Here is a 22683-nt window from a genome sequence, read left to right on the forward strand (position 1 = left end):
CCAATGTCGAATTTTTCCGTTTTTGTTGTAATAAAACTCAATATACTCGAAGGCAGTCGATAATTATCCTTAAAAACAAATAATGTTTAGTTCAGTTCACAAGCTTGGCTAAGTGAACGGTTAAGCTAACCTGCCGGCTGAGGCAGTTTGAAGTTTGTACCGCCCTTATAGAAAAAGCACTAAGGTTTCCCGGTCAGGTTTGGCGCCAGGTTATATATCAGAATGTTCATCCATATGCAATAAATTCCATTCCAAGTTCTATATGACGCAACCAACACCATAAAGCCAACCGATGATTATCCATGACATACACATCTGGTCCCTGGCCCTGGAAGAAAAAGATGATCTCGCCTAGAAGACCACCAAAATAAACCTTTTCACCGGTATAAATGCTCCGCTTAGCCCCCCAACATGGGAGCTTGCAAAGGCCCCGCCTTTTTTAACGGCATCATTGAGCATGGCAAGGGCTGCAGTGGAACCTGGAACCCCAATGTGGGTGAGTCCCAAGGCCTGAAATATTTCTCCGATACTGTCTCCCACGGTTGGTGTGGGGGCAAGTGACAGGTCGACCACCCCAAATTTGATATTAAGATTTTCAGCCACTTCCCGACCAATGAGTTCTCCCACCCGGGTGACTTTGCAGGCGGTAAATGTTGCCCAAGGCCAAATGGATCCCCGGTTTATACCCCATTTTCTGCTGGCACCGGAACCCCTGAAATAACAAATCATACCCCTTGGGGAAAAATACTCCCAAGGGGCCGGGTGAATATAGCTTGCAGCAATGCTTATCCGCAAAACATCACAGAGGTATCAACGGGAACACGACCTGTCCGGGTCGTGTTTACCGTTGCCTTTTCATCGGCATAGCCAAATGACATACCAAAAAGGATACCCCGTTCATCGGGTATATCTAAGAAAGCCCTCACGGAATCGGGGAATTGCCCCAATGCGCCTTGAAAGCAACTGGCAATACCCTGCTCGCTCATCAGCAATGTCAGTGTTTGGGCATAGATCCCCATATCAACCGCCCCCATGATGTTGAGATATTTTTCCATGGTAAGAAACAACACATGGGGGGCATCAAAAAAAGTCCAATTTCGAATCAGGGCCATCATTCTGGCCTCTTTATCACTGCGCTCAATACCCATTGAGCCATAAAGGGCATTGGCCGACTCAAACTGGCGGTCCCGGTGAATCCCCTCATAACGTATCCCCCAGTCAAAATCTGGATTGGGTGGATTACCGCTCATCAAGGCCTCGGTTAATTTGTCTTTAAGCGCATCCTTTTGGCTTCCGGAAACAACATATACCTGCCAGGGCTGAACATTACAATTGGACGGCGCCAATTGGGCAACGGTGAATATTTTTTTTAAAATTTCTTCGGGAACCGGCTTATCCAAAAAGGCACGCACGGAAAACCGATTTTCCAACACTTCAGTTAAAGACATGGCGGTTTTTCTCTTTAGTTTATCGTTAATTGACAATCTGACCTTAAACAAACTTGAAAAGAATAGGATTTATGGCCATAATACTCAAGGAAATATTTGTAACCCGTTTTTGATTCTCAACGAGAGAAGGATCCGGTATATATAAAAAATGAATACTTTGCACACCGACACTCTATTTCAAAACACATTTTCCCCACAACCGGGGATAACCGTCCGCTATATCAAAATCCCCGCTATCGTTGATTTAATTTTTTGTACCCCACCTGATCCCCGCTATAAAACCATGGCAAACCTGTCTTTTGGGCCAAATAACTTTAAACTTGCGTTTTTATCAACAGAGGAACTTGCCACGGTCAATGGATTCAAAGCGCAAAAAAAACAGGTGGAATGGATTTGCGGAAGATTCTCACTCAAAACCCTTGTCAAGGAAACATTAGATTCCACGATTCCCCTTGAAAATATTCAGATTTCCTACCAGGAGAAAGGCGCCCCCTTTCTCAATGCGTATCCAGACATCCCTATTTCCCTCTCCCACAGTGGTGATTATACCGCAGTGAGCCTGGGTCAAAATCGCCGAACCACCATGGGAATTGACATTGAACAAATCGGAAAAATGCCGGGCACATTTTTTATGAAGACCGCATTCACCCCGCGAGAAATTCATCACATGACCCAGACCGCCCATGAAATATTTCGTCACTGGACATTAAAGGAAGCCTTTTTAAAATATATAAAAATGGGATTTAATGAAAACCTTCACATGGTGGAGATCATTGGAGAGGAAATCTTTCACCAGAAAAAAAAACAACGCTTAAATTCCTGGTCTCGAACAATTGAGGACCAATACATATTAAGCATTGTGGCAGATCCACACATTTGAGTATGAACGGTTGTCATTGTCATGCCATTATGTGTTCCCAACCTTATGTATGGGCTTTTAAACTTCCTTTGAAAAGGCGTAAAAAATGAATTTTGAAAAACTCAGAATACTCCTTATAGTTGCCTTTATGCTTGTATCACTGGTGCCGTTGGCCTCACTTGGATACAAAGTAATATCCCAGGGAGAAACACAGATTGAAGAAAAAGCATCTTCCTACTTAAAAAGTTTGTCCAAAAGAAATGCCGAGGCCATAAAAGGGTTCATGGTGGAAAGAACAAATGAATTAAGCAATTTATCCAATATTATTTGTATTTTTGATTTTAATCCTAGAATGCTTAAAACACATTTTGAACAAATGAAAGAACAATACAGCCCTTATCTTGGATTTTATTTGCTGGACAAATCCGGGAAGTCGATTTTTTCCACTCTGAATGTTTCAGATTCCCTAGAATTAAATTCCATGCGTGAATCAGAGAATTTATTACTGGGGGTAAGGGCTGATAATATTTTTATGTTTAATTCCGGGCAAAAACAAATTCCAGCATTTAAAATTTGTACACCGGTACCCAAGGGTTCTAGAGAACTTTGTCAGCACTTATGCGCTTTGGTTGATTTCAGACTTGTGGAAAATCTGCTGAGAAAAAGTAATATAGAAGCGACGGGTGAAGTTTATCTAATAAACAAAGAAGGCAGATTTTTGTCTGCATCACGATTCGGAGCACAAGCACTTGTAGACCATATTCCCATCAAAGCTATAGATGGGAAAAATCATGGGCTATATGAAACAATCGATTATAGAGGAGAACGTGTATTACAGGCATATCAGAAAGTTGATGCTTTCCCTTGGTATGCTATCGCCGATCAGGACATGGCTGAAATTTTAAATCGTATCAATACCCTGGAAAAGGAGGTTATTATTTATGGCGTACTAACCGCAATTATTGTTTTCGGTCTTGCTTTTTTTATTTCAACTGTAATCGTAAACATTTTAAAATCCAAATACATGTATGAAAAAGAACTGGAGTTTCAAGTAATTCAAAAAGAAAAACTTGCATCTCTGGGCCTCTTGACCTCAGGTCTTGCCCATGAATTAAATACGCCTCTGGCCAATGCGCTACTCTATACCCAAATTGCCAAAGAAGAATTGGAAGAATCTGGCATCGGAATAGAGACAATCCAACAAAGGCTCTCTACAGTAGTTGATGAAGTCAGGCAGGGAAGTAAAATTGTAAGAAACCTCCTTGATTTTTCCCGTCATTCCCAAAGTGATGCTCAAACCAATGATGGTAATAAAATTTTAAGGAAACTGATGGATATAGCGGGCCCTCATTGTGCGTCTAACAAAATTGAAGTAACAATAGAATTGGAGAAAGGAATGCCTGATATTAAAGCCGATGCAAGTACAATACAGGCCATATTGACCAATCTTGTTGCAAATGCCATTGAAGCCATGCCCGATGGGGGAAAAATAAAATTGAAGACCCGTTACGTGAAGGTTTTGAAAATGATAAAAATAGAGATTGCTGACTCGGGCCCGGGAATTGCCAAGGATGAACTTATCAAAATATTTAATCCATTTTTTACAACTAAGAAACAAGGAGAAGGAACAGGCCTTGGCCTGTTCGTCAGCTATGAAATGGCAAGAAAATTGGGGGGAGACATCAAAGTAATCAGTTCAACCCGTCACAACTCAATCAATTCAGGCACAATATTTACCGTTGAATTACCGACTGAATAGTTTTTATCACGGGAGATCCTATGAAAGGGTACAAAATTTTAATAGTTGAAGATGATCAAAAAATGAACCAGGGGTTGTTGCATATTATCTCAAAAGAGGGGTATTTTGTGCAGTCAGTTGATTCCGGGGAAAAAGCCCTTGAAAAAATAAGAGATACTCAATTTGATCTGATCATCTCCGACCTCAAACTTCCCGGCATTGATGGAAGACAACTTTTGAGCGCCACAAAAAAATATGATCCCAATATTTTGTTTGTTATTATAACAGCATACGGTACGGTTGACACAGCTGTTTCTGCCATGAAAGAAGGGGCTGAGGACTATATTTTAAAACCCTTTGATTTGGAAGAGCTAAGGCTTGTCATTAAAAAAATCATGGAAAAAAGAGAATTATTTCTAAGCAATATCCGTTTGCAGCGTCAACTTGAAAAGAAATATACATTTGACAATATCATCGGAACCAGTGAAGCAATGATGATGGTTTTTAAAACCATCAACCGTGTCAAGGATTCAAAAACAACTGTTCTTATCCGGGGAGAGACCGGTACAGGCAAGGAACTGGTGGCTCGGGCCCTGCACTTTAACAGTGACAAGGCGTTAAAGCCTTACCTGCCGGTCAACTGTGCCGCACTCAATGAAAATCTTCTATCAAGTGAATTGTTTGGTCATGTAAAAGGGGCATTTACAGGTGCTGTCTCCGATAAACAAGGACTCTTTGAAGCCGCAAATGGGGGAACTGTATTTCTTGACGAGATTGGGGATATAGGAACAGGACTTCAGCAGACATTTCTTCGCGTATTGGAAAGCGGAGAAATACAGCCGGTTGGATCCTTTGAAAGGAAAAAAGTTTTTGTAAGAATTATTGCTGCAACAAACAAAAACCTTGAGGCCATGATTGAACAGGGCAGCTTTAGGGAAGACCTGTACTACCGGCTGAACGTTGTTATTATTGACTTGCCGCCTTTAAGGGAACGAAAAGGGGATATCGGAATACTGGCACATCATTTTTTAAAACAGTACTCAGCTCAAAACAATAAAAGTATAACGCGTATATCTAAAGAAGTTCTCCGTTTATTGGAAAATTATGCCTGGCCCGGAAATGTCAGAGAGCTTGAAAACATTATTGAAAGGGCAACGCTTTTTGAAGTCAGTCAAGAAGTCACACCAGATAGCCTACCCCCCGCTTTGACAATGCCTCCTTTGATTTCAGATATGAAATCTTTTTCTAAAGATATAAATTCTCTGGAACAATTGAGCAAAAAGCATATCATTAAAGTTCTGGAAACAACTCACCAAAATAAAACCCAGGCATCTAAGTTATTGGGCATCGACCGATCAACGCTGTGGCGGATAATGAATCGCCTGGAGATGAACTCAAATAACCGTTGAAAAATTTTTATTCCTCTTCTTTTAAGGCGGTGCAATCTGCGACACTCGTTGCACTTTGCACCACACCCTCTTTTTGATCATAGGACCTTCTTAACAGATAATTCATGTATTTACAGTTGGTTATCCATGATTTATCCCATTGGTACACTCTTTGCTGATCTGCTTAAATAAGGAAGCTTACATCGCCAGCCCTTTGATGAGAATTCTCAAGCTCATATCATTTATTGGCGTTGTAAAGCTGGCTTTGTAAAGCTGGCTTATAATAATGTTTAAGAAAGCTGGAGTACTTATGAAAAATTATATTTTCGGAAATTTAACTGACTGGGGAATTGTTCTGGATAAATTAACAAAATTATCAGAGAGCAAAGAACTTGACAATCACCAGGATGAATTGATTCGCTTGCTTCGTTTTGACCAGAACTGGCGCTTGAGAGAAGCTGCTATTGAGTCTTTGCCTCATATTGAGAACCCGAACCTTGATCTTGCAAGAGAAGTTTTTTCAATAATAAACCGCAAAGATCTCTATTATGATGTCAGGATTCTGGCGACAGATAGCCTTGGAAAACTGATTGCTATTATCGTCAACAACAAAGCCTTTGACCGAGATATTTTAAAACAATTTGTTATGGAAATCATAACAAATATGGATGCTTTGCTTGCCTCTCCTGAACCGCCGAAATTTCACGATGCTTTGCAAACCGCTAGGAATCAAATCAAGGAAGCCATTTAAATAATCCAAAAAAATAATAAATCAAAAAAAAAAGGAATCACAACATGCTGATCGGAATACCAAAAGAAATAATGCTCAAAGAGAATAGGGTTGCAGCACTCCCGGAAACTGTTGCAAAATTTAAAAAATTGGGATTTGGTGTGCTTGTTGAAACAAAGGCAGGCGCAGGCGCTTTTACAGATGATGATGCCTACCTCAAAGCCGGGGCACAAATTGCTGCTGATGCAGTCGAGGTTTTTGACAGATCCGATATCATTTTAAAAGTTAAGGAACCTTTGTTTAATGATCAGTTCAATAAACATGAAATGGACATGCTTAAAGAAAACCAAATTCTCATAACTTTTTTGCATCCTGCAGCCCCTTCAAACCATGGGGCGGTAAAAAAACTCCAGGATAAAAACATCACAGCATTCACAATGGACGGCATTCCCAGAATTTCAAGGGCCCAGCGTATGGACCCCTTGACATCCATGAGTGCCATAACCGGTTATAAAGCCATCATTATTGCTGCAGCCAATTTCCCAAAATTCATCCCCATGATAGGGACCTCCATTGGAATGATAAAACCTGCCAAGATTTTGGTAATAGGTGCCGGCGTTGTCGGGCTTCAGGCAATTGCAACAGGAAAAAGGCTTGGGGGTGTTGTAAAAGCAATTGATATCCGGCCAGATGCAAGAAAAGAAGCTGAAAGCCTGGGCGTAAAAGCGGTTGGTTTTGATGTACCACCGGAACTTGCAATTGGAGAAGGAGGATATGCCAAAGCCCTTCCTCAGGAATGGCTTGAAAAAGAGAGACAAGCATTGGCACCCTTAGTTGCAGAGTCTGATATCATTGTGCTCAGTGCCCTTATCCCGGGGGAAGCTGCTCAACATATCATTACCCGAGAAATGGTTGAATCAATGAACCCTGGATCTGTTATTATTGATGTATCCATTGACCAGGGTGGAAATTGCGCTTTAACGGATCCGGGAAAAGAATTAATTCACAATGGTGTTTACATCTGTGGAATTAAAAATATACCGGGGTCACTACCGGTTCATTCTTCATGGCTCTATGCCAATAATCTTTATTATTTTGTTGAGAACCTGTTTAAAAACGGAGAAACCGACTTTAACATGGAGGATGAAATCATCAAAGGTTCCCTTGTTACACACAAAGGCAAACTTTATCACCAGGGAACTCGCAAAGCCCTTGGACTGAATGATCATTAAAAAAGTTCCAGGAGCAAATAATGACAAATCTTTTATTGATGCTAGGCGTTTTCCTGTTTTCCTTTGTGGTGGGGTATTTTTTGATTTCCAGGATACCCACATTGCTTCATACACCGTTGATGTCCATGACAAATGCAATATCCGCTGTAACCATTTTGGGTGTTTTGATTCTTTTCTCAGTTTCATCAACCAGAACCGAACAGGTAATAGGATCAATCGCTTTTGTCATGGCCGCCTTCAATCTTGTGGGGGGCTTTGCAATTACGGATAGGATGTTACGGTTATTCAAGAAAAAACCACTAGGGGGTAAAAATAATGGCTGAAACATATTCTACCATGAATCTACTCCTGGATTTTTGTGTAATCGGTATCCTTATACTTGGTATCTGGCTGTTCCGCTGGCCCCACAGGGCAAAATTGGGCAACCTTACGGCTGCTTTTGCCCTGGCCTGTGCTGCAGCTCTGATTCTTTATAGAAACGGAACCCAGTACCCCTATATTATGCTATTTGCCCTGGTAATTGGTTCCAGCCTAGGATATTGGGTGGCCAGAAAAATCACCATGATCCAGATTCCTGCCATGGTTGCCTTTCAGCATGGCGCTGGAGGGATTGCGGCTTTTTTTCTTTCCCTTGCCGAACTGATGCGTGGATCTCAACACTTAGGGCTGATGAATGAAATATCCGGGCTTCTGGGCCTTGCCATTGGGTCCTTGACTTTCAGCGGCAGCATGATCGCCGGAGGAAAGCTTTCAAACAAGCTTGGCCAGGCCCAAAAAATACTGCCAAAACACACATTATTGGTCATGCTGAACCTTGGGGCCATTCTTGTATTGATTATTGCGGCATTGTTTGTGCCAGCTGGCACCAGGATATTCATTTATATCCTCATTATTCTATTGTCAATTTTGTTTGGAATTCTTTTTACCATTCGTATTGGCGGAGCTGACATGCCAGTTGTGATTTCATTTTTAAATGCAACTGCAGGTCTTGCAGCTGCCCTTTGCGGCATGATTATCGAAAACAAGCTGTTGATTTCCTGTGGGGCCACGGTAGCAGCTTCTGGGTCAATATTGACCCATGTCATGTGCAAGGCTATGAATCGAAGCCTTTTCAGGGTTTTTGTTCCCCTTGAAAAATCCCGGATAAACTCCTCGGAAGCTAAAAAACAGAACCCGGTTTCTGATCCTGTTAAACGACAAGTCCCGGATCCTTCCATTGAAAAAGAAATCCAGGTGCCTTCCGCGGAAAAAAATATTTTTCAAACCGCAGTTGAACTAGCCCGCAATGCCCAAAAAGTCATTATTGTGCCCGGGTATGGCATGGCCGTGGCCCAGGCACAATTCCAAGTGATTGATTTTTCCAATAAAATGCTTGCCCTGGGCAAGGATGTGAAATTTGCCATTCATCCGGTTGCCGGAAGAATGCCAGGACACATGAATGTTCTTCTTGCAGAAGCTGGGGTTGACTATGATCTTCTCGAAGAAATGGATGATGTAAACCCGGAATTCAAGGACACTGATTTTACCCTGGTTATCGGGGCCTGTGACGTGGTTAATCCTGCCGCCATAAAAACAGATGGTTCACCCATATCAGGCATGCCCATTTTGCTCGCCCATGAATCAAAGAATGTTGTATGCTGTAATATAGATGCGAAACCCGGATATTCTGGTGTTGAGAATCCTTTGTATAAAAATGATAATACAATTATGCTCCTTGGAAATGCCAAAGAAACAGTCCAGCAATTGGTTGACAGTCTTTCAGAGGCAAGCCCTGCAATTGAAGACTCTTCAAAGGACAAGGATGAAAATGATCACAAGAGTCCTTTGGAATCAGCCATAATGGCATTATCATCCGCCAAAAAAGTTATTATTATCCCAGGATATGGCATGGCGCTGGCACAGGCACAGTTCAAAGTGATTGAGCTGGCAACACGCCTTGAATCAATGGGTGCACAAGTAAAATTTGCCATTCATCCGGTTGCCGGAAGAATGCCCGGACACATGAATGTGCTTCTTGCTGAGGCAGAAGTTGACTATGATAATCTTTACGAGATGGATGAAATCAATCCTGAGTTTTCACAAACAGATGCGGTTCTTATTTTTGGTGCCTGTGACGTGGTAAACCCGGAAGCAATCAATACGGAAGGTACGCCTATCTCAGGAATGCCTATATTAATGGCCCATGATGCTAAAAAAATAATTATCTGCAATTTTGACGCAAAACCGGGTTATTCCGGGGTAGAAAATACTTTATATGACAATCCAAAAGCAATACTGCTGCTCAATGATGCGGCTTCAACGGCAAATGATTTGATTGAGGCCTTAAAAACACACCCTTAATTTAACCCGACATATCCTCTTACCGGTCTTAATGATGGCTGGTAAAAGGATATGGGGATAATCCCCAAATAACAGCCCTTACACTCGCCCCTTTTTTAATAGACTATTTTTCTATGGGCAAAAACCACTCATTTGCCATCAACGCCCTTGCCTCTGATGTCAGAGGGATGAGGTCGGTTTTATCCAGAAGATCCAGGTTGAATTTCCGGTTCAGGGCAGCAAAATGCTTTAACCCGAAGGCAATTTTATTGAGATAGGAAAAAACACCGATGGCCCCGGTGGAAAATTCATTGGCCACGGTACCGTAAAGAGCTCTTAAATCCGGAAGATCGCAAAATATTTCTTCAATTGTCGAGCCATATGGTTTAAATCTTTCCGGCACATTCTTGTTTTTTATCTGATCACCGATTGTTTTACCGGTCATGGCAGCCGCCATGGACGCACGGCACAGGCCAATTCCCAGAACATGACCGTCCCCATAAGCCAAGCCTTTAAAAACCTGATCCTCACTGGCAAAACCCCCGGTCATAATGATTGCGGGTGGACAAAATTTTTCTGCTCTCAATTGATCGCAAATGCGGACAACAGCATCCTCCAGGCAGACCGTAGGCAGGGACCATTCGTTCATCATTTTGGAAGGGCTGTATCCAGAGCCGCCTCCGGCACCGTCAAAGGTGACCATGTCCACCTTTGCCTCACAGGCAATCCGAAGAACCCGTTCTATATCCTTTCTGTCGTATCCCGCCATTTTAAAATAAATATTTTTTGCACCTAGATCCCTGAGCGCTGTAATGTGAGTAATCAGGGAGCGTTCATTCCACAGGGGCAGTCTGGAATAGGTGTAAAAATTGGGACAGACCCTATCCTCATATGCTTTTTGTACGACAGGGTCACAAGGATCCGGGATGACCACATCACCTAAGCGTTGGCGTTTCAAAGCCGCTTCAATATTTTTCACCCGTATAACCGGCTGGGTCCCCTTTGCCGCCTGGCCAAATTTGATTTCAATGGCCGTGACGCCATATTTTTCGATGGCGATTTTCGGAACCCCCATGAGGTCATCGTCCACATTGCTTTGGAGAACAATCTGACCATACCCCCGGTCATATTTACGAAAACAGTCCAGGGCCTTTTCCAGTAAGGGGTAATCCGTAACTTTTCCATTTTCCACTCGTAAATTCGGGTCATTGTTTCTGCCATGTTCCCCGATCACGCAAGTTACTCCAGCCATGGCCGCCCCGGCAAAATAATCCTGCCAATTGAGTTTAATCAATGCCGGAAGAATGACGGGCATGGCAATCTTAACCGGATTAAATGTCCCGTAAGTCCTCTCCAGGTTTACATTAAAAATATTTGCTTCTTCCTGGGTTTCTTTGGCTCCCAGGGCGCCGAACACCCGTCCGTTGATGTTAAAATGGGAAAAATCAATGGGGTAATCTTTTTCCGAAGCGATTTGATTGGTGCCGGTTGTTGTTGGATACACGGTTTGTGCGCCCAGCACGGCTGCCTGCGCAATCTCGCAGGTCCCTGTACAATCTTGAGTACAAAACGAACACATTCCAGATTGGGGGGAGATGAAAGTGCTTCGGTTTTTCGAAAAGGTAAACCCTGAACTTAATTTAGGTGAATAAGACATTTTAATTCTCTTTTTTTTAAATTTTTTAGTTTAGCTATTCATATATTATTTTAAAAATTACGTTATAACTAACAATATTAAAAGGCAATATAATTTACAAATTCGGACAAACCTACTCGTGTTTAATGAGGGTATCATGGGTCGTGGGAGAGTCTTGAAAAAAAGCGTTCAATAACATAAGCAATCTCGGGTAGATATTTTCATGGTTTGGATCTATTACAGTTTGACAATGTTACGATTACTTCTATAATATGAATATTACGTCACTATATATATGATGACCTCATGTCCATCGTGTGGTCAAGAACATTGATTTTAACAGGGGGGTAAAGAATGCAGGGGGAAAAACTTTCCCGCCGGGAAAAAGAAAAACTCAGGCAGCGTCAGGATATGCTTGCCGGAGCTCTCGATCTTTTTTCAGAAAAAGGGTATCACAACGTGTCCATGCTCGATATTGCAGGAAAATCTGAGTTTGCCATCGGGACCCTCTATAAATTTTTCAAAAACAAGGAGGACCTTTATAAAACCCTTGTTTTAGAACAGGCTGACCGCTTCCATGAATCCCTTATGGAGGCGATAGAAGAGGGCAATAACGAGGTTGAACAGCTAGAGGCATATATCAAAGCTAAGGGCCGGGTATTTCGTTCCAATAGTTCTATGATTCGCCTTTATTTTGCCGAAACCCGGGGAACGAGCTTCAATATTATGGCAGGCCTTGATTCAGAAATCCGCGAACAATATAATATTTTTTTAAAAAAGCTTGCCCAGGTCTTTGAGAGCGGCATTCAAAAAAATAGATTCAAGAAAATTTCCGATCCATACCATCTGGCTGTCTGCCTTGAGAGCATTACCAATGCATTCCTTTTCCTCTGGCTGGAGACCCCGGAACAACATCCCTATCCGGAGGATCCAAATCAAATACTGGATATTTTCATGAAGGGGCTTATCAGCCCGTAATCCCGATGATGGCCCTGTCAATTGAATAATATTTATTATTAATCCTATTTTGGAGATCCTACATGCAGAAAAATAATCCGGCATCAAAATTAATACCCCTTTTTATTATTTTGCTATTGAGCCTTTTAACAACAGGATGCGATCGAGGGCCAAAAGACAACCCGCAACAGGCTCAACAGCATCGCCCTGTCCCGGTGGTTTCCACCATAACCATAGCCACCCAAAAAATAGAGTTGGAAACCCAACTGCCTGGCCGGACATCTGTTTACAAAATTGCGCAAATCCGTCCCCAGGTGAATGGTCTCATTCAAAAAAAACTATTTACGGAAGGCTCGGACGTTAAGGCCGGTCAGATACTTTATCAGATTGACCCCGCTCCCTTTCAAGCTGTACTTGACAATGCCCTGGCGAACCTTGCTGCCATGCAAAAATCAGCCGATCTATCAAGGGCTTCATTAAACACAAGCATGGCCGACGTCACAAGACAAAAGGCTACCCTGAAACTTGCGATGTTGACCCGAAAAAGAGTTGAAAAACTGATCACTGCGAATGCTGTCTCCGAAAGTGAACGTGATCAAGTCGTGACCGCAGCTGAAGTGGCTAATGCCTCGCTTAAAGCAGCCCAAGCCCGTATGGATGGTAGCCGGCAAGCAGTTGCTGTAGCCAAGGCAACCATCCATCAAGCTGAAGCTGCTGTTAAAATCGCCAGAATTAATTTTGGATATTGTCGTGTTACCGCCCCCATTGACGGCCGTATCGGCAGATCCAACATAACAGAAGGTGCCATTGTGACCGCGTATCAGCCCGTTCCCCTGGCAAGTATTCAACAACTGGACCCAATTTATGTGGATGTGCCCCAATCCACCACTGAATTGCTCCGATTGAAACACCTGCTTACTGACGGCCGCCTTACCCTTGATGAGAACAACCCGAATACGGTAAGCCTTATTCTGGAAAACGACATGGCCTATCCTCTGGAAGGAACGCTGCAGTTCAGTGATGTCACCGTGGACCCGACAACCGGGTCTGTTATTATGCGACTTGTTTTTCCTAATCCCGAAGGCCTTCTTTTACCCGGCATGTTTGTCCGGACCATTATTAAAGAAGGGGTTAATGAACAGGCCATACTGATTCCCCAGCAGGGAGTATCCCGGGATCACAAGGGAAATCCCTTTGCACTGATCGTGGATGCGGAAAACAAAACCGCATTTCGCCCGCTCACCCTTGAGCAGGCCATCGGCGACAAATGGCTGGTCTCAGCAGGCCTTGCTCCCGGCGACCAGTTGATTGTCGAGGGGCTGCTGATGTTACGGCCGGGCACCTTGGTGAAGGTTACCCCCTTTAAAGAAACAAAAACCAAGGACCCCATGATAAATCAGGACGTTTCTTCACAAATGCCTACAGACGGGGGTGACTGATGCTGTCAAAATTCTTTTTAGACCGCCCGGTTTTTGCCTGGGTCATCGCCATCGTCATTATGGCGGCCGGCATACTGGCAATTTACAATTTACCCATATCCCAGTATCCTCCCATTGCACCGCCTTCTATTGCCATTGATGCATATTTCCCCGGGGCTTCAGGGGAGACCGTTGAAAACACGGTGACCCAGATCATAGAACAGAAAATGACCGGTCTGGGTGATATGCTCTACCTCTCCAGCACCAGTTCTTCTTCCGGCTCTGCCCGGGTCGAGTTGACATTTGCCCCGGGAACCGATCCCGACCTGGCCTGGTCCAAGGTCCAGAACAAGCTTCAGCTGGCCATGGCCAGCCTTCCCGATGTGGTGCAGCGCCAGGGGGTCAAGGTCAGTAAATCAACCCGGAATTTTTTGATCATCGTGGGTCTGATCTCAGAAGACGGCAGCATGACCGGTGATGACTTAAGGGATTATGCCCAATCCAATCTGGAAAAAATCCTGTCCCGTGTACCCGGTGTGGGTGAAGTTGAAAATTTCGGTTCCCAGTATGCCATGAGGGTCTGGGTCAACCCGGACAAGATGATCAGCTATAACCTGACCATGGAAGATGTCATCATGGCACTTCGAGCCTATAACGTGGAGATTTCTGCCGGCCAGTTCGGCGGGATGCCGGCCATACAAGGTCAACGCCTGAATGCCGCCATTATTGTCCAGCACCTGCTGCAGACCCCGGAGGAATTTGCCGACATTCCTATCCGCATCAATCCAGACGGATCGGTGATCCGAATCAAAGACATTGGACGAACGGAATTGGGGGCTGAACGGTATGATGTTACAGCTGAATACAATGGGAAAGCCTCTGCTGCCATGGGTATACGCCAAGCGGCCGGTGCCAACGCCCTGGATACCGCCAATTCCGTTAAGAAAAAACTGGAAGAAATGAGCCGGTATTTTCCTCCGGGCATGAAAATCATTTACCCCTATGACACGACCCCGTTTACCCGGGTCGCCATTGAGGAGGTTGTCAAAACACTTGTTGAGGCGGTTGTGCTGGTTTTTGTGATCATGTATCTTTTTATGGGAACGTTTCGGGCCACCCTGATTCCCACCATTGCAGTACCCGTAGTGCTTTTGGGAACCTTTGGTGTTTTAGGCTTTTTCGGATTTTCCATCAACATGCTGACCATGTTTGCCATGGTTCTTGCCATCGGACTTTTGGTGGATGATGCCATTGTCGTAGTGGAGAATGTCGAACGGATCATGACTGAAGAAGGACTTTCTCCCAAGGAAGCCACAGCCAAGTCCATGGGTGAGATCACCAGTGCTTTGATCGGTATTGGCCTGGTGCTTTCTGCCGTATTCGCCCCCATGGCATTCTTTCCCGGTTCCACCGGCGTTATCTACCGGCAATTTTCTGTGACGGTCATCGCTTCCATGCTGCTTTCGGTTGTCGTAGCTCTGATTTTGACCCCGGTTCTCTGCACCACACTTCTCAAATCAGTGCCCAAGGGTCATGAACCCTCAGATAATGCCATTTTTTTTCTACGCCCCTTTTTTCGATGGTTTGATCGTTTCTTTTTTTCCATCAGAAATCTGTATGTCAAAATAGTAGGCAATATTCTGGCCAAAAAATTACGTTATTTGTTCTTGTTTGTTCTAATCGTGGGTGCCATGGGGTATCTGTTCAACCGCATGCCCACGTCTTATCTTCCCAATGAAGATCAGGGTATTTTATTTGTTCAGGTCATGCTTCCGACAGGCTCCACCCTGGAACAGACTAAAAAAGTCATAGATAAAGTCCGGGACCATTTTCTAATACAGGAAAAAGAAGGTGTGGAGTCCGTCATGGCACTTTCCGGGTTTAGTTTTGGTGGTGCAGGACAGAATATGGCCCTGGGATTTATCAAACTCAAGGACTGGGATCTCCGCCAGCGCCCTGACCTGAAAGTCGAAGCAATTGCCGGAAGGGCCATGGGCGCTTTTTCACAGATAAAAGAGGCCATGGTATTTGCCTTTCCACCGCCGGCGGTCCTGGAACTTGGCAATGCCACCGGATTTGATTTCCAGTTGCAGGATCGCGGCGGCCTGGGTCATGAAAAACTGATAGCAGCCCGGAATCAACTTCTTGGCATGGCAGCACAGGACCCGAGATTGATCAGGGTCCGGCCCAATGGTATGGAGGATGTGCCCGAATACCACATTGATGTAAATTGGGACAAGGCCGGTGCCCTGGGGGTTCCCGTCAGCTCTATCCACAATGTTATTTCAGCCTCCTTTGGCAGTGCCTATGTCAATGATTTTATCCAGGCAGGACGGGTTAAACGGGTCTTTATCCAGGCAGATGCCCCCTTTCGTATGCTGCCCAAAGATTTGAAAAAACTGTATGTGCGAAACAGCATGGGCAAAATGGTCCCTTTTACCTCCTTTGCCTCCGGACACTGGGCACTGGGTTCTCCCAAGCTGGAGCGTTTTAATGCCTTCCCCTCCATTAATATCTGGGGGGAGCCGGCACCGGGGCACAGTTCAGGGGAAGCCATGGAGGCCATGGAAGAGCTTGTGACAAAATTGCCCCCGGGGATTGGCCATGACTGGACTGGATTGTCCTATCAGGAAAGAATGTCTGGCTCCCAGGCACCTCTTTTATATGCATTTTCAATTTTTGTGATTTTTCTGTGTCTGGCAGCCCTGTACGAAAGCTGGCCCATTCCCATTGCAATTCTGCTGTGCCTGCCCCTTGGTGTCATTGGCGGTGTGATTGCTTCGACAATGCGGGGAATGCCCAATGATGTCTATTTTCAGATCGGACTGTTGACCACCCTGGGCCTGACCACAAAAAACGCCATCCTCATCGTTCAGTTCGCAAGAGCCCGAGTTGATGAAGGTGCAGGGCTTGTGGATGCAACCTTGGAGGCAGCCAAATTAAGACTGCGTCCCATCATCATGACTTCATTGGCCTTTGGCTTCGGCATCCTGCCCCTGGCACTTGCTACCGGAGCCGGATCGGGCGCACAAAGAGCAATCGGCACCGGTGTTCTTGGAGGAATGGTGACGTCTACCTTTCTGGTAATATTTTTCGCACCACTTTTCTACGTAATGGTCTATAAGGCATTGGGAAAACACAGAAAACGGGGTGAAGGCAAACAACACTGACAAACGTATCTCAGGTGGACAATCATACAACTGAGCCTCTCCTGAAAAAATTGCGCTTCATCTTTCGGGTTCTAACAATGGAATGTTCACCTGACCCCAGAGCTATATGCTTTTAGGGTCAGGTGAAGCTATTGTCTGACAATATTATCCTTCTGCATTTTTTTCAAGTTCATCCAGTTTGTCAGGATCAGAAACGGCAATGTCAACAAGGCACTGTGGGATAGCGCTTTGTTCACACATTGTCCTGATTTCTTTCTCTACTTCGCTAAATTCCATTATTTCACGAATAGAATCGATGTGGTCAATCATATCCTCCGGGGTAATATCTTCCAAAGAAGGACCTGCAGCCTCTGCCTTTTTCTTTGCTGCTGCTTCCTCTGCTAACCTTTGTTGCTCCTTGATTTCCTCTTCCATGGCTTTTTTGGCGTTGTTAATAGTAGCCTGGTCAACTGCTGCCATCTCTAGGATCAATTCCTCTGCGACATCGTTTGTAATTAAGTGCTTCACCTTTTCTTCGTCTGATTTGCCGTCAACCTTTTCCAGCAGACCTGCCACTCTCTCTCTTTCTGCCTTTTCCTTTGCAATTTCAGCCTCCACCTCGGCCAGTTTTTCTTCTGTAATGCCTAATTTCTCCACGATCACTTCGCGTTCTAATAGTTCTCCAATGAGGTATCGGATACTTTCATTTTCAGACATTTCTTTTGCTTTTTTTACAAGCAAATCAAGTCTTGTCTCTTGGACAATCTGGATTATGTCCAGTCTGCATTCCACTTTCTTGAGTTCTTTCCAAGTTTCACCAAGGTTGGCGATAAGGTTACTGGTGGCTGAATACGGATTGAGCACGTCTTCCAGTGAAAGCGCTGCAATGGCCTCGTTGAAATCCTTCATCAGCGGCCTTCCAACTTTCAGCATCTCATCCATCGCCCATCTCAACTGCATCATCCTGCCGCCGCTTTTGGAAACATTAAACCCTTCATTATCAAGCTCGCCCACAATCTTTTGAATCGCTGCTTCCTTGGCTTGCCCTGAGAGTTCTCCTGGGTTAAGCTCAAGTAATTTTTCCTCAATGCCTACCCATAATGGTTTTTTTTCAGTTTCGTCGGTTGTCGTCATTTTTTAATCTCCTTTAATTAATATTTTTTGCCTAATTTCAATTCGCAATCCAAAGTCTTACATAAAGGGTTCATTATCGATCAAGTTTAGTTTTTTCTCACCTATCCTGCTGAAAAACTATCTTAAATAATTTTTCATCCTGCATGATAATTATTATGATATCTGTTCAACTCTGTTTGAAGATATAGTTGATTCCGTTCAATTTTGCCAGATTAAAATTTCTACATTTGTTAAGTTTTCAATCCGCATGCAGCACAACGGCAAAGCCGTTGAATACGGACCAAACATAATCATTGAGATCAAGGGCAAGCTGTTGTGCACCTTTCGTGGAAATTAATGAACAAAGCAATGTCCCGTCTGCAATACGAACGGTGTATTCTGTATTAACTCTCCCTTTGTTAATATGTTCTATGATTCCATTAAACTTATTCTCGGCACTAGATCTTGGTTCTTTTTCTCCTTTTTGTAAAATGATCCAAGGTGCTTTGACTTCTGCGGTGATCAGTCGTCCTTCCTTTAATGAAAGCTGTTCCAGGCTGTTGTTGGTGATAATAGCGGTAACTGAATGGCCACTAATAGTTGTCAAAATTACTTCGGTTAGAATCGTTCCCTTCAGGAGGGTTTGGATCTTGCCAAAAAATGAATTCCGAGCACTTGTTTTGCGTGATGACTCTCTTTCGATAAAGAGCTTTATCACCTGTTGAATATCATCTGTTGAAAAGGATGCATAAGACGTTGTCCTATCGGGAGTTGCATGCCCTAACATTTTCTGAATTGCCGGCAGCGGCATATTCCCCTGCAGCAACTCTCCCCCTCTGGCTTTCCGGATCATCTCAGGACCCGCAATGCTTTTGGGAAAGCCACAGGCTTCAGCCCGTTCGTAAAATTTTCGACGGGCAAAACCCGGATCAACATCAAATCGATTTTTCAAAAATTCTTTAAATACAGGCTCGGCCAGCGCCTCTTGAATCTCCAAGACAAGTGTTAAGGAAATTTGAACTTTCCTATTCTCCGTTTTTGCCCCCGGGCTCTTGTTGCAAAAATGAACTAAATGATTTTTAAAATCAATATCCTTAAATAGATTCAGAGCCAGAACCTCATTCAACTTAGCGCCGGTGTAACGGATCAACAAAAAAATCATCAAAATGCGACGGCGGGCCAAGCAGATATCTGCTCGTTGAGAATTTTCCACCCATTCCCGAAAGGATTGCTCCAATCGGTGTAATTGAACTGAATCTAAATATTGCCTTCCGTCAGGAATTAAAAAGAGACTTCCCTGCTGAGTACCTTGTTGTGGTGGCATCAACGGATAAGACAAGGAGGGATCTGTAGTCTTTGACGTCATTAAATCTCCAGATTGACTATTGTAAAAAGTATATGAAAATATTGGGATGAAGCTTTATTGACAATCAATACCCCATGCGCTAAACTAACACGAATATTAATTTAATAGTGATAGTGTGTCAAGCGCATTTTTGCTTGGAGGTCAGATGCTTTTTCATACCGCCGGAATCGAGATTGCCCTTTGGATCCCTCCATTAATAGCATTCATAATTTCATTTTTTACATCCATGGGAGGCGTGTCAGGGGCTTTTCTCCTGCTGCCATTCCAAATGTCATTTCTTGGCTACACAAATCCTTCGGTCAGCGCAACCAATCAGGTGTTTAACATTGTGGCCATCCCAAGTGGCGTGTACCGGTATTGTAAGGAAGGTCGGATGGTGTGGCCACTAACATGGGTTGTTGTATTCGGGACTCTGCCGGGTGTATTCATAGGGGCTTGGGTCCGTGTGGCTTATCTTCCAAATCCGATTCATTTTAAACTATTTGCTGCTACTGTCTTGTTTTATATCGGGTTCAGAATGATGAAGGATTTGCTGAGAAAAAATACTGGCAATTCCGACAAGGTCAGCAGTGAACAACAATTTCAAAAAATGGTACGAAGACATCGGAATAAGGTAGCGGGTCTTGGAGTTGGTGATCCAATGGTCTTAAAGCCAGTGACGGTTACACACTTCAACCTAAGACGGATAGGCTACACATTCTATGATGAAGCATTTGATATTTCGTTTTGGGGTATTGCCATCCTTAGCTTCATTGTTGGTATTGTGGGCGGCATTTATGGCATTGGCGGAGGCTCCATCATCGCCCCTTTTTTCGTGACATTTTTTGGATTACCAATTTTTACGGTGGCAGGTGCAGCTCTAATGGGAACTTTCATAACCTCTATAGCTGGCGTGATTTTTTATCAAATCATCGCCCCTTTCTATCCAAATATCTCGGTAGCACCGGATTGGCTTTTGGGCATTTTATTTGGTCTCGGTGGGATGGCGGGAATGTATCTTGGGGCGTATTGTCAAAAATTTGTCCCGGCCAAGGTTATCAAGTCCATGTTAGCAGGTATCATTATTTTTACAGCCATAAAATATGTCGCAGTATTTTGGGGAAATTAATTTAAAGCAAAGGTTTAACGAGCATCGAATCGTTTACAATTCCTAATAAATTAAAATTCTCTGTAGTGTTCAATAACAGAAGCAATGTGGGGCAATCGGTTTCAACTTTTGGATAATTTTTTTTGCAATACTTCATAAAATATATAAGGATTAAGCCATGAAAAATCCAACCATCAAAAGTACTTATAAAGACTCGATTAGAAATATTACGTTCGAAGTTATGAACTATTTTGAAATGGAGCAAAACCAAATACATCAGGTTTTAGATGAATATTATCGGAGATACGGAGCACCCATCCCAAAAGATGGAACTACTGTAAGAATTGTTTGTGATCCTTGTGGCCCTCGCCCACCAAGCAAAGAGAATCCCACGAAGTAGATTTATATTTTTTTTACGGTTGTGATTAAGATAATTATTAATTTAATTTACTTGCGATCCCTTCGATACCTATCCCCCTCAAGGCCTTTATCCCGTCAATAATTTAACGGGTAACATTCCTACTCGTGATCAAAAATATATCCCACAGACCGCCGGCTCACGAAATAAACCGGTTTTTTTGGTTTCTTTTCAAAATACTTGCGAAACCGTACAATAAAATTATCCACCGTTCTTGTGGTGGTGTCACTGGAATACCCCCACCCGGCATTCAACAACATTTCCCGGGAAAGCGGTTTGCCCTTATTGGCAATAAAAATTTTGAGCAGGGTCACCTCTTGTTCGGTAAGAATTATCTCACCGGCGACACAATTTGCTTTAAAAGTAATAAAATCAATCCGATTTTCACCAAAGGTGTAAGCGTCACCCTTAAACAGAGTATGTCCGGCATTTTTCTCAGACTTGTGCCCTTCATACCAGTCTTTTTTTCGTATCAGGCGGGCTACCCGGAGCAGGAATTCTTCCAAATCAAAGGGTTTGGACAAATAATCATCCACACCATAGCGCAACCCCTTTACCTTGTCCTTTGTGTCCCCCCTGGCAGAAAGAATCAGAACCGGAATTTTTTCGTCCTCCTGGCGAATGGTCTTTAAAATGGAAAAGCCGTCAATCATAGGCAGCATGATATCTAAGACGATCAAATCCGGTTTCCAGGAACGCCATTGTTCAAGCCCGTCAATACCGTCACTGGCGATGGAAACCCCATATCCCTGAAGGTTCAGGTTCAACTGGATCCCATCGGCAATATGGGCCTCATCTTCTATGACCAGAATACGCTTTTTTTCAGTCGTTTCCATATTTTTTTCTCCCTGACATTGGCAATGCTTGCCCGTGGAATGGTGATGGTAAATCTAGACCCTTTTCCCTTGCCCTCACTGAATACCGATACCCGCCACCCATGTATCATGGCAATACTGGAGACAAGATAAAGTCCCAGACCCGACCCGGTGTGGCTATTGGCGTTTTCATTGCCCGACTTATAGAATTTATGAAAAATCTTTTTTGCATCCTCCTTGTCCACACCAATCCCGTTGTCAATAAAATCAATGGTGATTTTTTGTATAAAACTTTTAAATACGATGACAAGTTTTGGCTGATCAGCCTCATTATATTTAATGGCATTGGACATAATATTCATGAGCAGCATTTCAAATAAGAAAAGATTAACCGGATATTCAAACCGCCCCTTGGAAGGATTTTCAATGCTGATATCACAGTCCCGGAAAATAGAAGCATTTTTATCACAAAAATTTTGTACCAGTGTCACCAGGCTGTCCCGGGTCACTTCCGATCCAAAATTCTGACTTTCAATTCTGGCCAGGTTTAGGATGCGGTTGATATTCTCGGTGAGCCGGTTAATGTCTTCGAGCATATTCTCAGAGTATTTTCGGATATCGTTGGGTTCCAGAGGGTGACGAATAAAGGTTTCAAGATAGATTCGAAGAGAGGTCACAGGCGTCTTGAGTTCATGGGTAAAATTATAAATAAAATTATGCTGGAGCCTGAACAGGTTGACGGTTTTCTGGTAATAAATAAAGGCCAATAAGATACCGGCCAGAACTACTGTGATCAAAAGGCTGAGCACCAGAATCGTCATACCGGTTTTTGATGGAAATACAGACCTTGGGTCAATATTAAATTTTAAAATGACCACTTCCAGGGCGGAGGTTATTTCCATATAAAGACTCACCGTGAGCACCAGAAAGGTGGCCAGGGCAAAGATGGAACAGGCAAAGATAAAAACCGGATGAAGATACCACCTTGAAGGGTTTAGAATCTGCATCGC

19 protein-coding genes are annotated in these 22683 nt (G+C 43.6%); 12 read left to right on the forward strand and 7 right to left on the reverse strand.

Annotated elements, in window-relative coordinates; translation table 11 throughout:
* Positions 1-351 precede the first annotated feature (351 nt).
* Both ACZ45G_RS21560 and ACZ45G_RS21565 read right to left on the reverse strand, forming a co-directional pair.
* Complete coding sequence (locus ACZ45G_RS21560; RefSeq protein ID WP_464172568.1) at positions 352-729, reverse strand: DUF711 family protein; 378 nt, start codon at positions 727-729, stop codon at positions 352-354.
* Between the two features lie 56 nt (positions 730-785).
* Positions 786-1448, reverse strand: a complete 663-nt coding sequence (locus ACZ45G_RS21565; RefSeq protein ID WP_464172569.1) for a nitroreductase — start codon at positions 1446-1448, stop codon at positions 786-788.
* A 148-nt stretch (positions 1449-1596) separates the two neighbouring features.
* Between ACZ45G_RS21565 and ACZ45G_RS21570 the strand changes: the two genes are divergently transcribed.
* The 7 genes from ACZ45G_RS21570 to ACZ45G_RS21600 all read left to right on the forward strand — a co-directional run bounded on the left by ACZ45G_RS21570 (position 1597) and on the right by ACZ45G_RS21600 (position 9735).
* Positions 1597-2328, forward strand: coding sequence for a 4'-phosphopantetheinyl transferase family protein (locus ACZ45G_RS21570; RefSeq protein WP_464172570.1), 732 nt, complete (start codon positions 1597-1599; stop codon positions 2326-2328).
* 85 nt (positions 2329-2413) lie between these two features.
* Positions 2414-4066 (forward strand): sensor histidine kinase, encoded by a 1653-nt coding sequence (locus tag ACZ45G_RS21575; protein ID WP_464172571.1) that lies wholly within the window; start codon positions 2414-2416, stop codon positions 4064-4066.
* Between the two features lie 20 nt (positions 4067-4086).
* Positions 4087-5454: a sigma-54-dependent transcriptional regulator gene (locus ACZ45G_RS21580; protein ID WP_464172572.1), complete on the forward strand. Its 1368-nt coding sequence runs from the start codon at positions 4087-4089 to the stop codon at positions 5452-5454.
* Positions 5455-5743: 289 nt separating this feature from the next.
* Positions 5744-6184, forward strand: coding sequence for a hypothetical protein (locus ACZ45G_RS21585; protein ID WP_464172573.1), 441 nt, complete (start codon positions 5744-5746; stop codon positions 6182-6184).
* A gap of 44 nt (positions 6185-6228) precedes the next feature.
* Positions 6229-7395 carry an NAD(P) transhydrogenase subunit alpha gene (locus ACZ45G_RS21590; RefSeq protein WP_464172574.1) on the forward strand — a complete coding sequence of 389 codons (1167 nt, stop codon included), beginning with the start codon at positions 6229-6231 and terminating at the stop codon, positions 7393-7395.
* Between the two features lie 38 nt (positions 7396-7433).
* Positions 7434-7718, forward strand: a complete 285-nt coding sequence (locus ACZ45G_RS21595; RefSeq protein WP_464179987.1) for an NAD(P) transhydrogenase subunit alpha part 2 — start codon at positions 7434-7436, stop codon at positions 7716-7718.
* A complete protein-coding gene (locus ACZ45G_RS21600; protein WP_464172575.1) occupies positions 7711-9735 on the forward strand; it encodes an NAD(P)(+) transhydrogenase (Re/Si-specific) subunit beta in 2025 nt (674 codons plus the stop codon). The genes ACZ45G_RS21595 and ACZ45G_RS21600 overlap by 8 nt, the downstream gene beginning before the upstream one ends.
* A gap of 103 nt (positions 9736-9838) precedes the next feature.
* On the opposite strand, the gene ACZ45G_RS21605 is transcribed toward ACZ45G_RS21600, so the two are convergent.
* Positions 9839-11371 carry a glutamate synthase-related protein gene (locus tag ACZ45G_RS21605; RefSeq protein WP_464172576.1) on the reverse strand — a complete coding sequence of 511 codons (1533 nt, stop codon included), beginning with the start codon at positions 11369-11371 and terminating at the stop codon, positions 9839-9841.
* 333 nt (positions 11372-11704) lie between these two features.
* Here ACZ45G_RS21605 and ACZ45G_RS21610 point away from each other — a divergent pair, with 333 nt between their 5' ends.
* From ACZ45G_RS21610 to ACZ45G_RS21620, 3 genes are all read left to right on the forward strand, one after another.
* Positions 11705-12328: a TetR/AcrR family transcriptional regulator gene (locus tag ACZ45G_RS21610; RefSeq protein WP_464172577.1), complete on the forward strand. Its 624-nt coding sequence runs from the start codon at positions 11705-11707 to the stop codon at positions 12326-12328.
* A gap of 62 nt (positions 12329-12390) precedes the next feature.
* Positions 12391-13746: an efflux RND transporter periplasmic adaptor subunit gene (locus ACZ45G_RS21615; protein WP_464172578.1), complete on the forward strand. Its 1356-nt coding sequence runs from the start codon at positions 12391-12393 to the stop codon at positions 13744-13746.
* A complete protein-coding gene (locus ACZ45G_RS21620) occupies positions 13746-16895 on the forward strand; it encodes an efflux RND transporter permease subunit (RefSeq protein ID WP_464172579.1) in 3150 nt (1049 codons plus the stop codon). The genes ACZ45G_RS21615 and ACZ45G_RS21620 overlap by 1 nt, the downstream gene beginning before the upstream one ends.
* A 144-nt stretch (positions 16896-17039) precedes the next feature.
* On the opposite strand, the gene ACZ45G_RS21625 is transcribed toward ACZ45G_RS21620, so the two are convergent.
* A complete protein-coding gene (locus ACZ45G_RS21625) occupies positions 17040-18008 on the reverse strand; it encodes a hypothetical protein (protein ID WP_464172580.1) in 969 nt (322 codons plus the stop codon).
* Positions 18009-18246: 238 nt separating this feature from the next.
* A complete protein-coding gene (locus ACZ45G_RS21630) occupies positions 18247-19353 on the reverse strand; it encodes a TOBE domain-containing protein (RefSeq protein ID WP_464172581.1) in 1107 nt (368 codons plus the stop codon).
* A 145-nt stretch (positions 19354-19498) separates the two neighbouring features.
* On the opposite strand from ACZ45G_RS21630, the gene ACZ45G_RS21635 reads away from it, so the two are divergent.
* The gene (locus ACZ45G_RS21635; protein WP_464172582.1) at positions 19499-20461 is read left to right on the forward strand and encodes a sulfite exporter TauE/SafE family protein; all 963 of its coding nucleotides are present in this window, start codon (positions 19499-19501) and stop codon (positions 20459-20461) included.
* A gap of 157 nt (positions 20462-20618) precedes the next feature.
* Complete coding sequence (locus tag ACZ45G_RS21640) at positions 20619-20840, forward strand: hypothetical protein (RefSeq protein ID WP_464172583.1); 222 nt, start codon at positions 20619-20621, stop codon at positions 20838-20840.
* Positions 20841-20959: 119 nt separating this feature from the next.
* On the opposite strand, the gene ACZ45G_RS21645 is transcribed toward ACZ45G_RS21640, so the two are convergent.
* Positions 20960-21694 (reverse strand): response regulator transcription factor, encoded by a 735-nt coding sequence (locus ACZ45G_RS21645; RefSeq protein WP_464172584.1) that lies wholly within the window; start codon positions 21692-21694, stop codon positions 20960-20962.
* Complete coding sequence (locus ACZ45G_RS21650) at positions 21658-22680, reverse strand: sensor histidine kinase (protein ID WP_464172585.1); 1023 nt, start codon at positions 22678-22680, stop codon at positions 21658-21660. Before ACZ45G_RS21650 ends, ACZ45G_RS21645 begins: the two co-directional genes overlap by 37 nt.
* Between the last annotated feature and the right edge of the window lie 3 nt (positions 22681-22683).

The sequence above is a fragment of the Desulfoconvexum algidum genome (assembly GCF_055382125.1).